This window comes from Pseudomonas sp. IT-232MI5, from assembly GCF_949767845.1.
Classification (GTDB): domain Bacteria; phylum Pseudomonadota; class Gammaproteobacteria; order Pseudomonadales; family Pseudomonadaceae; genus Aquipseudomonas.
The window spans coordinates 235,695-248,569 of sequence record NZ_CATKQE010000060.1; the positions used below are offsets into that span (position 1 = coordinate 235,695).

A 12,875-nucleotide genomic window follows, 5' to 3' on the forward strand; every position below is an offset into this window, starting at 1 on the left:
GTGAGCCTGCTCGCGATAGCGGTGTGTCAGCCATAAATATGTGACTGATACACCGCTATCGCGAGCAGGCTCACTCCTACATTGGGTTATGTGTGTCAGCCTAAAAGGTCGCGCAGGACTTGGGTGAACGCGCGAGCACTGTCTTCTTCGCCAGCATGCCGGCCATCACGTACAACCCACTGGCCGTTGACCAGCACATCGCGCACCTGCCGATCGCCGCCGGCAAACAACCAGCGATTCAAAATCCCGTCACCCGTGGCCGTCGCCAGATACGGATCGCTGCCATCGAGCACAATCCAGTCCGCACGCTTGCCCACCTCCAGCGCACCAACCGGCTGCCCCATCGCCTGCGCACCACCGTCCAGCGCCGCGTCATACAACGTACGTCCAACCATCGGCTGATCCGCGCCATACAAGCGATTACGCCGCTGATCACGCAGGCGCTGGCCGTATTCCAGCCAACGCAATTCCTCGACCACACTGAGCGAGACATGGCTGTCGGAACCGATACCCATGCGCCCACCCTGGGCGAGGAAATCCACCGCCGGGAAAATTCCGTCGCCGAGATTCGCTTCGGTGGTCAGGCACAGCCCGGCGATGGCGCGACTTTTGGCCATCAGCGTGACTTCTTCCGGGTTGGCGTGGGTGGCGTGCACCAGACACCAGCGTTGATCGACTTCGGTATTTTCGTAGAGCCATTGCAGCGGACGCCGACCGCTCCAACTCAAGCAGTCATCGACCTCTTTCTGCTGTTCGGCGATGTGAATGTGCACGGGGCATTGCTTGTCGCTGGCCGCCAAGACTTCGCTGATCTGCTGCGGGGTCACCGCGCGCAACGAGTGGAAGCACAGGCCCAGCGACTGCGCCTTTTGCTGCGCCAGTAACGGCTGCAAACGCGATTGCAGATTCAGGTAATTTTCGGTGCTGTTGATGAAGCGGCGCTGGCCGTCATTCGGCGTCTGGCCGCCAAAACCGGAGTGGCTGTAGAGCACCGGCAACAGGGTCAGACCAATGCCGCTTTCGCTTGCGGCCTGACTGATGCGCAACGCCAATTCAGCCGGATCGGCATACGGCTGACCATTGCTGTCGTGGTGCACATAGTGAAATTCAGCGACCGAAGTGTAACCGGCCTTGAGCATTTCGATGTACAGCTGACGGGCAATCACGCCGAGCTGATCCGGGCTGATTTTTCCGACGAGGCGATACATCAGATCGCGCCATGTCCAGAAACTGTCGTTGGGGTTGCCGGCCACTTCGGCCAGACCCGCCATCGCTCGCTGGAAGGCATGGGAGTGCAAATTCGGCATGCCCGGCAGCAGCGGGCCGCTCAGCCGTTCAGCGCCATCTGCGGTGGAATCGGCCTGGATTCGGGTCAGCAAGCCCTCGGCGCTGACCTCAAGACGTACATTGTTGGCCCATCCGTTAGGCAGCAGCGCGCGTTCGGCAAAGAAGGCGGACATGGTTCAGCACCCCATCGTGTGTTATTTGTATATACATATACAGACGTTTGCCTGCCCGGTAAACTCCGGCAAGCTAGCCACTTTCATCCAATGAACAGGGATCAACCGTGCCGACTCCGCCTCCAGTCTCCCCGTTGGCCGCGAACATGGGCGACAGTCCGGCGCCCTTGTACGCCCGCGTCAAACAGATGATCACCCAGCAGATCGACAGCGGAAACTGGCCGCCGCACTACCGCGTGCCGTCCGAGAGCGAGCTGGTCAATCAACTCGGTTTCAGCCGCATGACCATCAACCGTGCCCTGCGCGAGATGACCGCCGACGGTCTGCTGGTGCGCATGCAAGGCGTCGGCACGTTCGTCGCCGAACCGAAGAGCCAGTCCGCGCTGTTCGAAGTGCACAACATCGCCGACGAAATTGCCTCCCGTGGCCATCGCCACACCTGCCAGGTGATCACCCTCGAAGAAGAGGCCGCCGGTTCCGAGCGTGCGCTGGCGCTGGACATGCGCGAAGGGCAGAAGGTCTTCCACTCGCTGATCGTGCATTACGAAAACGACATTCCGGTGCAAATCGAAGACCGTTTCGTCAACGCGCTGGTCGCTCCGGAATACCTCAAACAGGATTTCACTCTGCAAACGCCGTACGCCTATCTGAACCAGGTGGCGCCGCTGACCGAGGGCGAGCACGTGGTTGAAGCGATCCTCGCCGAATCCTCAGAGTGCAAGTTGCTGCAGATTGAAAAGGGTGAGCCGTGCTTGTTGATTCGTCGCCGCACGTGGTCGGGGCGTCAGCCGGTTACCGCTGCACGATTGATTCACCCGGGTTCCCGTCATCGTCTGGAAGGGCGGTTCCATAAATAGAGAGCATAAATGAATGGTTTGAAGGTTTTACGCGCCGAAGGCTACCCGCGCATGCCGTGGAAAAACGGCGGCGGCAGCACTGAAGAAATCACCCGTGACGCGGGTGCCGGGCTGGACGGTTTTGGCTGGCGTCTGTCGATTGCCGACATCGCCGAATCCGGTGGTTTTTCAACATTCGCCGGTTATCAGCGGGTGATCACCGTGTTGCAGGGTGACGGCATGACCTTGTGCGTTGACGGCGACGATACGCGGCCGCTGTTACCGCTCGACCCGTTTGCCTTTAGCGGTGAAAGCCAGGTGTTGTGCACGCTGCTCGGCGGTGCGATTCGCGATTTCAACCTGATCTATATGCCGCAGCGTTACAGCGCGCGGTTGCAGTGGCTGGACGGTGAGCAGCGTTTCTTCAGCTCGGCGGGGACGGTGTTGGTGTTCAGTGTCAGTGAGTTGCTGGAAGTCCGGATCGGTGACAGTGTTTCGCAGTTGGGGCGACATGATTGCCTGCAACTGGACGGCAACAGCGGTCTGGCCGAAGTCTCCACCAATGCGGGTTGCTGCGTCATTGAACTGACTGGACGCTGATTCAGAAATCTTAAAAGATCGCAGCCTTCGGCAGCTCCTACAGGGTGTACATCAAACCCAGTGTAGGAGCTGCCGAAGGCTGCGATCTTTTGCTTTTGGGGTGTTTCCAACCACGCACCAACTTGTTACCGAACGCCCCAGCGTGGCGCAAAACCACGCTCACGTAACAAAGTCCCATCGCCCTAAATCATCCCCACGAAAAATTTCATCCACGCCCGAACCCTTGATTCAGGCGCTCTCCAGCACTGCGCGCAATTTTTCTTGAACGCCCCTCCAACAAGTTGGCCGCTTGATTGCATATGCTTGTATGTACAAGTAAAGACGTATGCGTATGAGTCGCTCGAGACTCTCCGCAGCGTCCACTGATTCGCTTGTCGCGCATCGAAGCGCACAGGCTGCTTGCCCACTGCCAGGGTTGGTTTGAATTGATCGCTGAGGAGTCTTTTTCGTGACTGACAATAAGCCTACAAAGTTTCGCAACGTTGAGATCCGCGCCGCCCGCGGCAACAAGCTGACCGCCAAGAGCTGGCTGACCGAAGCGCCGCTGCGCATGCTGATGAACAATCTCGACCCGGAAGTTGCCGAGAACCCGAAAGAGCTGGTGGTCTACGGTGGTATCGGTCGCGCCGCGCGTAACTGGGAGTGCTACGACAAGATCGTTGAAAGCCTGACCAACCTGAATGACGACGAGACCCTGCTGGTGCAATCCGGCAAGCCGGTCGGCGTGTTCAAGACTCACAGCAATGCCCCGCGTGTACTGATCGCCAACTCCAACCTCGTCCCACACTGGGCGAGCTGGGAACACTTCAACGAACTCGACGCCAAAGGCCTGGCCATGTACGGCCAGATGACCGCCGGCAGCTGGATCTACATCGGCAGCCAGGGCATCGTCCAAGGCACCTATGAAACCTTCGTTGAGGCCGGTCGCCAGCACTACAACGACAACCTCACCGGCAAGTGGGTTCTCACCGCTGGCCTCGGTGGCATGGGCGGCGCACAACCTCTGGCGGCAACTTTGGCCGGCGCGTGCTCGCTGAACATCGAATGCCAGCAGGTCAGCATCGATTTCCGTCTGAAAAGCCGTTACGTCGACGAGCAAGCCAAAGACCTCGACGACGCTCTGGCGCGCATCGATAAATACACCAAGGAAGGCAAAGCGATCTCCATCGCCCTGTTGGGTAACGCCGCAGAAATTCTCCCGGAACTGGTAAAGCGCGGCGTGCGCCCGGACATGGTCACCGACCAGACCAGTGCCCACGATCCGCTCAACGGTTACCTGCCTGCCGGCTGGACCTGGGACGAGTACCGCGCCCGCGCCAAGACCGAACCGGCCGCTGTGATCAAAGCCGCCAAGCAGTCGATGGCTGTGCACGTCAAAGCCATGCTGGAATTCCAGAAGCAAGGCATCCCGACCTTCGACTACGGCAACAACATCCGTCAGATGGCACGGGAAGAAGGCGTCGAAAACGCGTTCGATTTCCCGGGCTTCGTACCGGCCTACATCCGTCCGCTGTTTTGCCGTGGCATCGGCCCGTTCCGCTGGGCGGCACTGTCGGGTGATCCGCAAGACATCTACAAAACCGACGCCAAGGTCAAAGAGCTGATCCCGGATGACGCGCACCTGCACAACTGGCTGGACATGGCCCGCGAGCGCATCAGCTTCCAGGGTCTGCCGGCACGTATCTGCTGGGTTGGCCTGGGCCTGCGCGCCAAGCTCGGTCTGGCCTTCAACGAGATGGTTCGCAGCGGCGAGTTGTCGGCGCCAATCGTGATCGGTCGCGACCACCTTGACTCCGGCTCGGTCGCTAGCCCGAACCGCGAAACCGAATCGATGCAGGACGGTTCCGACGCTGTGTCCGACTGGCCACTGCTCAACGCTTTGCTCAACACCGCGAGCGGCGCGACCTGGGTTTCCCTGCACCACGGCGGCGGCGTTGGCATGGGCTTCTCGCAGCACTCGGGCATGGTGATTGTCTGCGACGGTACTGACGAAGCGGCCGAGCGCATCGCGCGCGTGCTGCACAACGACCCGGCTACCGGCGTCATGCGCCACGCCGATGCCGGTTACCAGATCGCCATCGACTGCGCCAAGGAACAGGGCCTGAACCTGCCGATGATTACCGGCAAATAAATGCAAAACCCCTGTAGGAGCTGCCGCAGGCTGCGATCTTTTGATGTTGGTTTTTCAAGATCAAAAGATCGCAGCCTGCGGCAGCTCCCACAGAGAATCTAACAATCCACAGAGGTTGAATCATGGCTGTCAACACCGATCGTGCAGGCAACAAACCGTTGATCGAAAGGCGTTCGATCGACTACATCCCGGAAGCGGAAAGACACGGTCGTCTGTTTAGCCAGTTCACCCTGTGGATGGGCGCCAACCTGCAAATCACCGCGATTGTCACCGGGGCCTTGGCCGTGGTGCTCGGCGGTGATGTGTTCTGGTCGTTGATCGGTCTGTTGATCGGTCAATTGCTGGGCGGTGGAGTGATGGCGCTGCATGCCGCGCAAGGCCCGAAGCTGGGCCTGCCGCAGATGATCTCCAGCCGCGTGCAGTTTGGCGTTTACGGCGCGGCGATCCCGATCGTGCTGGTGTGCCTGATGTACCTGGGTTTCACCGCGACGGGCACCGTGCTTTCCGGCCAGGCGCTGGGGCAGTTGTTTAACGTCAGCGACAGTGTCGGCATCCTGATTTTTGCCAGCGTCATCGTGCTGGTGACGGTGCTCGGTTATCGGGTGATCCACTGGATCGGCCGTGTTGCCAGCGTCATTGGCGTGATCGCTTTCGTGTTCCTGTTCTGGCGTTTGATGAGCCAGACCGACGTCGGCGCACTTCTGCAAATCCGTCATTTCAGCTGGAGCAGTTTCCTCCTCGCGGTGTCGCTCGCGGCCTCCTGGCAGATCGCTTTCGGCCCGTACGTGGCTGACTATTCCCGTTACCTGCCGAGCAATACCTCGGCGGTCAAAACATTCTTCGCCGCCGGTGCCGGCTCTGTGGTTGGCGCACAAGTGGCGATGATCCTCGGCGTGTTCGCCGCGGCTTCCTCCAACGGTCAGTTCGCCGGTCACGAAGTCGCCTACATCGTCGGCCTGGGCGGCACCGGTGCCACCGCGGCGCTGCTGTACTTCAGCATCGCGTTCGGCAAGGTGACCATCTCGACGCTGAACTCCTACGGCAGCTTCATGTGCATCGCGACCATCATCAGTGGTTTCAAAGGCCATCTGACGGTGACCCGGATGCAGCGTCTGGTGTTCGTGCTGGTGATCGTCGGCGCCGCTACTCTGATTGCGCTGCTCGGTCAGCACTCGTTCCTCGGTGCGTTCAAGTCTTTCATCCTGTTCCTGCTCGCCTTCTTCACCCCGTGGAGCGCGATCAACCTGGTCGACTACTACTGCATCACCCGTGAGCGCTACGACGTGCCGGCGCTGGCCGACCCGAATGGCCGCTACGGTCGCTGGAACCTGCTCGGCATCAGCGTCTATGTGTTCGGTGTGCTGGTGCAGTTGCCGTTCATCTCCACCAAGTTCTATACCGGTCCGCTGGTGGCCGCCCTCGGTGACGTCGATATCTCCTGGATCATCGGCCTGGTGCTGCCGGCCGTCGTCTACTACGTGTGTGCAAAAAAATGGCACAGCGCGGTGCCCGATCAACTGATTCTGCCGGTCGAGCAGAACAGCGTTGTACAACCTAAAACAAGCGGGGCCGGTCGCGCTGCGGCGCAGGCCTGATTTGGACGTGGACAGGGCTGGATGCCTCTTGACTGCCGTAAGCCAATTCATGATTAGGAGCGTCACAACAATGAAATCGAACAAGACCCTGCTGACCACATTGCTGTCCATGGGCCTGCTGGCCAGTGCCGGTGCGTCCCAAGCCGCGGGCTGGTGCGAATCGGGCAAACCGGTGAAGTTCGCCGGGCTGAACTGGGAAAGCGGCATGCTGCTGACCGACGTCCTGCAAGTGGTGCTGGAGAAAGGTTACGACTGCAAGACCGACAGCCTGCCGGGCAACTCCATCACCATGGAAAACGCCCTGAGCAGCAACGATATTCAAGTGTTCGCCGAAGAATGGGTCGGCCGCAGCGAGGTCTGGAACAAGGCCGAGAAGGCCGGCAAGGTCGTCGGTGTCGGCGCTCCGGTAGTGGGCGCGGTGGAAGGCTGGTACGTGCCGCGCTATGTGATCGAAGGCGACGCCAAGCGCAAGCTTGAGCCGAAAGCTCCAGACCTGAAAAACATCGCTGACCTGGGCAAATACGCCGCCGTGTTCAAGGACGCTGAAGAGCCGTCCAAGGGCCGTTTCTACAACTGCCCGGCCGGCTGGACCTGCGAACTCGACAACAGCGAAATGCTGAAAAGCTACGGCCTCGAAAGCAGCTACACCAACTTCCGTCCGGGCACTGGCCCGGCGCTGGATGCGGCGGTGCTGTCGAGCTACAAGCGTGGCGAGCCGATCCTGTTCTACTACTGGTCGCCAACCCCGCTGATGGGCCAGGTGGATCTGGTCAAACTCGAAGAAAAACCGGGCGTCGACAAGACCGTGAGCATCAAGGTCGGTCTGTCGAAAACCTTCCACGACGAGGCCCCGGAACTGGTCGCCGTGCTGGAAAAGGTCAACCTGCCGATCGATCTGCTGAACCAGAACCTGGGCCGCATGGCCAAGGAACGTATCGAGTCGCCAAAACTGGCGAAAATCTTCCTCAAGGAACATCCTGAAGTCTGGCATGCGTGGGTCAGTGAAGACGCAGCCAAGAAAATCGACGCGGCGCTGTAGGTCGATACCTCCCGGTCAACCGTGAGGCTGGCCGGGGGATATGCCGTAAACGCTTGATTGAGATTTCTGATTGAGAGCCGCTTATGTTTCCCGAAAGCTTTACCTTTTCCATCGCCGACTGGGTCAACGGTTGGGTCGATTCGCTGGTCACCAACTACGGTGATGTGTTCCGCCACATCTCCGACACCCTGCTCTGGGCCATCGTCAACCTCGAAGGCTTGCTGCGCGCAGCGCCGTGGTGGTTGATGCTGGCGATCGTTGGTGTGGTTGCCTGGCATGCCACGCGTAAAGTCGTGACCACAGCAGTCATCGTCGGTCTGCTGTTCCTCGTCGGCGCCGTTGGCTTGTGGGACAAGCTCATGCAGACCCTGGCGTTGATGATGGTCGCGACGATCATTTCGGTGCTGATCGGCATTCCGCTGGGGATTCTCTCGGCGCGCAGCAATCGCTTGCGTTCGGTGCTGATGCCGCTGCTCGACATCATGCAAACCATGCCGAGTTTCGTGTACCTGATCCCGGTGCTGATGCTGTTCGGTCTGGGCAAGGTCCCGGCGATTTTCGCCACGGTGATCTACGCCGCGCCGCCGCTGATTCGCCTGACTGATCTGGGCATTCGCCAGGTCGACGGCGAAGTGATGGAAGCGATCAATGCGTTCGGCGCCAACCGCTGGCAGCAACTGTTCGGCGTGCAACTGCCGCTGGCCCTGCCAAGCATCATGGCCGGGATCAACCAGACCACCATGATGGCCCTGTCGATGGTGGTGATCGCCTCGATGATCGGTGCCCGTGGTCTGGGTGAAGATGTGCTGGTGGGGATTCAGACCCTCAACGTCGGACGTGGCCTCGAGGCCGGTCTGGCGATCGTGATTCTCGCAGTGGTCATCGACCGCATTACTCAGGCGTACGGTCGGCCACGGCATGAGGTGAGCAAATGAGCAACGCAACCGTGAGCAAGATCGAAGTCAAAAACGTCTTCAAGATTTTCGGCAACCGCGCCAAGGATGCGCTGGCCATGGTCGGTCAGGGCAAGACCAAGGATCAGGTGCTGAGTGAAACCGGTTGCGTGGTCGGCGTTAACGACCTGTCGCTGAGCATCGGCACTGGCGAGATCTTTGTGATCATGGGCCTGTCCGGTTCCGGAAAATCGACACTGGTGCGCCACTTCAACCGGTTGATCGACCCGACCAGCGGCGCGATCCTCGTCGACGGCGTCGACATCCTGCAATACGACATGGATGCCCTGCGCGAATTTCGCCGGCACAAGATCAGCATGGTGTTCCAGAGCTTCGGCCTGTTGCCGCACAAGACTGTGCTCGACAACGTCGCCTACGGTCTGAAAGTCCGTGGCGAGAGCAAGCAAATGTGCTCGGAACGCGCGCTGCACTGGATCAACACCGTCGGCCTCAAAGGCTACGAAAACAAATACCCGCACCAGCTCTCCGGCGGCATGCGCCAGCGTGTCGGCCTGGCGCGCGCCTTGGCGGCGGACACCGACATCATCCTCATGGACGAAGCGTTCAGTGCGCTGGATCCGCTGATCCGCGCCGAGATGCAGGACCAGTTGCTGGAGCTGCAAAAGACCCTGCACAAGACCATCGTCTTCATCACCCATGACCTCGACGAGGCGGTGCGTATCGGCAACCGCATTGCGATTCTCAAGGATGGTCGCCTGATTCAGGTCGGTACGCCGCGCGAGATTCTGCATTCGCCGGCGGATGAGTATGTTGACCGGTTCGTGCAGCGGCGGGCGGCGGTGGTTTGATCTGAATTATGCAGTGCACTGACTGGCCCTATCGCTGGCAAGCCAGCTCCCACAGGGGTTGTGTGAACAATGAGGGCTCGCAGGCCCAGTTCCTACAGAGATTGTGTGAACACTGGAGATCCTGTGGGAGCTGGCTTGCCAGCGATGAGGCCGGTAAAGCTGCATCAATATTACGGTTGAGGTTTTAGATGTCTCAGGCTGAAAAAATCGTTATCACCGGCGCCCCTCTGCGCTGGCAGGACTTGGTCGCCGTTGCCCGTCATGGCGCGCTTCTGGAGCTGTCCAGCGACACCTGGGCGCGCATCGAAAACGCCCAAGGCATCGTCCAGCGCATCGTCGCCAGCGGCGAGCGCGCCTATGGCGTCAATACCGGTCTGGGCGGTTTGTCCAACGTCTCGCTGCAGGACGAACAACTCAGCCAGCTCTCGCGCAACACCTTGCTCAGCCACGCCTGTGGCGTCGGCCCGGTGCTCGCCGACGAGCAGACTCGCGCGATCATCTGCGCCGCCATTCACAACTACAGCCACGGCAAATCCGGCCTGCATCGCCGAGTCGTCGAAGCGCTGCTGGCGCTGCTCAATCGCGGCATCACCCCGCAAGTGCCGTCGCAAGGTTCGGTGGGCTACCTGACGCACATGGCGCACATCGGCATCGCGTTGCTCGGCGTCGGCAATGTCAGCTATCGCGGGCAGATCATTTCGGCGCAACAAGCGCTGGCCGAAGAGGGGTTACAACCGGTTCAGCTCGGCGCAAAAGACGGTTTGTGCCTGGTCAACGGCACGCCGTGCATGACCGGCCTCAGCTGTCTGGCGATTGCCGACGCGACGCGTCTGGTGCAATGGGCCGACGTCATCGGCGCGATGAGTTTTGAAGCCCAGCGCGGCCAGATCGATGCGTTCGACGCTGAAATCATCGCGCTGAAACCGCATCCGGGCATGCAGCAGGTTGGCGTCAATCTGCGCGCCTTGCTCGATGGCAGTGAAGTGATCGCGTCGAGCAAAGGCATTCGCACTCAGGATGCGCTGAGCATCCGTTCGATCCCGCAAGTTCACGGCGCCGCGCGCGATCAGCTCGATCATGCAATCAAGCAGGTCGAGGCCGAACTCAACGGCTGCACTGATAACCCATTGTTGCTAGGCACGCCGGACAACTTCCGGGTGATGTCGCAAGCCAACCCGCACGGCCAATCGGTAGCTATGGCGGCGGATTTGCTGGCGATTGCCATGGCCGAAATCGGCTCGATTGCCGAACGTCGTCTGGATCGTCTGGTGAATCCGCACGTCAGCGGTCTGCCGGCATTTCTGGTGGCCAATCCGGGGGTGAACTCCGGGATGATGATCGTCCAGTACGTCGCTGCGTCACTGTGTGCGGAAAACCGCCAATTGGCGCAACCGGCGGTGCTCGACAACTACATCACTTCGGGCCTGCAGGAAGACCATTTGAGCATGGGCACCAACGCTGCGCTCAAGCTGCATCGTGCGCTGGAAAACTGCACGCAGATTCTCGCCATCGAATATCTGCTGGCGGCGCAGGCCTTTGAATTTCTCAAGGAACAGCGCTTCGGCGCGGGCACTGACCGCGCGTGGCGACTGCTGCGCGAAACGGTTCCGGCCTACGATCAGGATCGCTGGCTGGCGCCGGATATCGCCGCCGCCGCGAGCGTGTTGAAAGCCCCGAATGTGCTGGGCAACGTTTTACCAAATTTGCACTGAAAAATACCCACGCCAGCGTGCCAAGGCGCGACTCCCCAAAAGGCGAGACGCGACGGACAACGGACATCTCCGGAGCGTCTGGCGAGTTAATAACAAACTCTCAAAAGGAGCACAAAATGACTGCGCTGAACCTGATTCCCGGCCAACTGAGCCTGGCCCAACTGCGTGATGTCTACCAGAACCCGGTCAAGCTGAGCCTCGACAACAGCGCCTCGGCGCAGATCGAAGCCAGCGTCGCCTGCGTTGAACAGATCCTCGCCGAGAATCGCACTGCCTACGGCATCAACACCGGTTTTGGCCTGCTGGCCTCGACGCGCATTGCCAGCGAAGACCTGGAAAACCTCCAGCGCTCGCTGGTGTTGTCCCACGCCGCCGGTGTTGGCCAGCCGATTAGCGATGAACTGGTGCGGCTGATCATGGTGCTTAAGGTCAACAGCCTCAGCCGTGGTTTCTCCGGTATTCGCCGCGTGGTGATCGATGCGCTGATCGCGCTGATCAATGCCGAGGTTTATCCGCATATTCCGCTGAAAGGTTCGGTGGGCGCTTCGGGCGATCTGGCACCGTTGGCGCACATGTCGCTAGTGCTGCTGGGCGAGGGCAAGGCGCGCTACAAGGGTGAGTGGATGGAAGCCACCGAAGCGCTGAAAGTGGCTGGCCTGACGCCGCTGACGCTGGCGGCGAAAGAAGGTCTGGCGCTGCTTAACGGTACTCAGGTTTCCACGGCGTTCGCGCTGCGTGGTCTGTTTGAAGGTGAAGATTTGTTCGCGGGCGCGCTGGCGCTGGGTGGTCTGACGGTTGAAGCGGTATTGGGTTCGCGTTCGCCGTTCGACGTGCGTATCCATGCGGCTCGTGGCCAGAAAGGTCAGATCGATGCTGCCGCTGCGTACCGTGATCTGCTCGGCGAGCGCAGCGAAGTCTCCGACTCGCACCAGAACTGCGAGAAGGTGCAGGATCCGTACTCGCTGCGCTGCCAGCCACAAGTCATGGGCGCCTGCCTGACCCAGTTCCGTCAGGCCGCTGAAGTACTGGCGGTCGAAGCCAACGCCGTATCGGATAACCCGCTGGTCTTCGCCGCTGAAGGCGATGTGATTTCCGGCGGCAACTTCCACGCCGAACCGGTGGCCATGGCTGCTGACAACATGGCCCTGGCCATCGCCGAGATCGGCTCGCTGAGCGAACGCCGCATCTCGCTGATGATGGACAAGCACATGTCGCAGCTGCCGCCGTTCCTCGTCGCCAATGGCGGCGTGAATTCCGGTTTCATGATCGCTCAGGTGACAGCAGCGGCGCTGGCCAGCGAGAACAAGGCCTTGTCGCATCCGCATTCGGTGGACAGTCTGCCGACCTCGGCTAACCAGGAAGACCACGTATCGATGGCCCCGGCGGCTGGCAAGCGGCTGTGGGAAATGGCTGAAAACACCCGCGGGATTCTCGCGGTGGAATGGCTCGCGGCGGTGCAAGGACTGGACCTGCGTAACGGTCTGAAGACCTCGGCGAAGCTGGAGCAGGCCCGGGCGATTCTGCGTAAGGAAGTGCCGTTCTATGAGAAAGATCGGTTCTTTGCGCCGGATATCAATGCGGCGACTGAATTGTTGGCTTCGCGGTGCCTGACCGAGCTGATTCCAGCGAAACTTTTGCCTAGTTTGTAAGTGTTTTTTCAGGGAGAGCTTTGTTGTTACTGACATCGATCCCCCTCACCCCAGCCCTCTCCCCCAAGGGGGAGAGGGGGAAGGGAGCCGA

10 protein-coding genes are annotated in these 12,875 nt (G+C 60.3%); 9 read left to right on the forward strand and 1 reads right to left on the reverse strand.

All coding sequences use genetic code 11. The features are described 5' to 3' along the window. Positions 1 to 95 precede the first annotated feature (95 nt). Positions 96 to 1,460: a formimidoylglutamate deiminase gene (locus ACM6JQ_RS27455; RefSeq protein WP_095113973.1), complete on the reverse strand. Its 1,365-nt coding sequence runs from the start codon at positions 1,458 to 1,460 to the stop codon at positions 96 to 98. A 146-nt stretch (positions 1,461 to 1,606) separates the two neighbouring features. On the opposite strand from ACM6JQ_RS27455, the gene hutC reads away from it, so the two are divergent. From hutC to hutH (ACM6JQ_RS27500), 9 genes are all read left to right on the forward strand, one after another. Next, positions 1,607 to 2,317: a histidine utilization repressor gene (gene hutC / locus ACM6JQ_RS27460; RefSeq protein ID WP_162130175.1), complete on the forward strand. Its 711-nt coding sequence runs from the start codon at positions 1,607 to 1,609 to the stop codon at positions 2,315 to 2,317. A 9-nt stretch (positions 2,318 to 2,326) separates the two neighbouring features. Next, entirely contained in the window at positions 2,327 to 2,896 is a 570-nt protein-coding gene (locus ACM6JQ_RS27465; RefSeq protein WP_123375597.1) for a HutD family protein, read from the forward strand. A 448-nt stretch (positions 2,897 to 3,344) separates the two neighbouring features. Then, positions 3,345 to 5,027 carry a urocanate hydratase gene (gene hutU / locus ACM6JQ_RS27470; protein WP_414895013.1) on the forward strand — a complete coding sequence of 561 codons (1,683 nt, stop codon included), beginning with the start codon at positions 3,345 to 3,347 and terminating at the stop codon, positions 5,025 to 5,027. 122 nt (positions 5,028 to 5,149) lie between these two features. Further along, positions 5,150 to 6,622, forward strand: a complete 1,473-nt coding sequence (locus ACM6JQ_RS27475) for a purine-cytosine permease family protein (protein ID WP_095113976.1) — start codon at positions 5,150 to 5,152, stop codon at positions 6,620 to 6,622. A gap of 70 nt (positions 6,623 to 6,692) precedes the next feature. Next, the gene (locus ACM6JQ_RS27480) at positions 6,693 to 7,661 is read left to right on the forward strand and encodes an ABC transporter substrate-binding protein (protein WP_414895014.1); all 969 of its coding nucleotides are present in this window, start codon (positions 6,693 to 6,695) and stop codon (positions 7,659 to 7,661) included. Between the two features lie 83 nt (positions 7,662 to 7,744). Continuing rightward, on the forward strand, positions 7,745 to 8,596 hold the full coding sequence (locus tag ACM6JQ_RS27485) for an ABC transporter permease (RefSeq protein ID WP_007949591.1): 852 nt from the start codon (positions 7,745 to 7,747) through the stop codon (positions 8,594 to 8,596). After that, positions 8,593 to 9,423 carry a quaternary amine ABC transporter ATP-binding protein gene (locus tag ACM6JQ_RS27490; protein ID WP_007909304.1) on the forward strand — a complete coding sequence of 277 codons (831 nt, stop codon included), beginning with the start codon at positions 8,593 to 8,595 and terminating at the stop codon, positions 9,421 to 9,423. The genes ACM6JQ_RS27485 and ACM6JQ_RS27490 overlap by 4 nt, the downstream gene beginning before the upstream one ends. A 188-nt stretch (positions 9,424 to 9,611) precedes the next feature. Continuing rightward, a complete protein-coding gene (gene hutH, locus ACM6JQ_RS27495; RefSeq protein WP_414895015.1) occupies positions 9,612 to 11,135 on the forward strand; it encodes a histidine ammonia-lyase in 1,524 nt (507 codons plus the stop codon). 116 nt (positions 11,136 to 11,251) lie between these two features. Beyond that, on the forward strand, positions 11,252 to 12,784 hold the full coding sequence (gene hutH / locus ACM6JQ_RS27500; RefSeq protein ID WP_414895016.1) for a histidine ammonia-lyase: 1,533 nt from the start codon (positions 11,252 to 11,254) through the stop codon (positions 12,782 to 12,784). Positions 12,785 to 12,875: the final 91 nt, after the last annotated feature.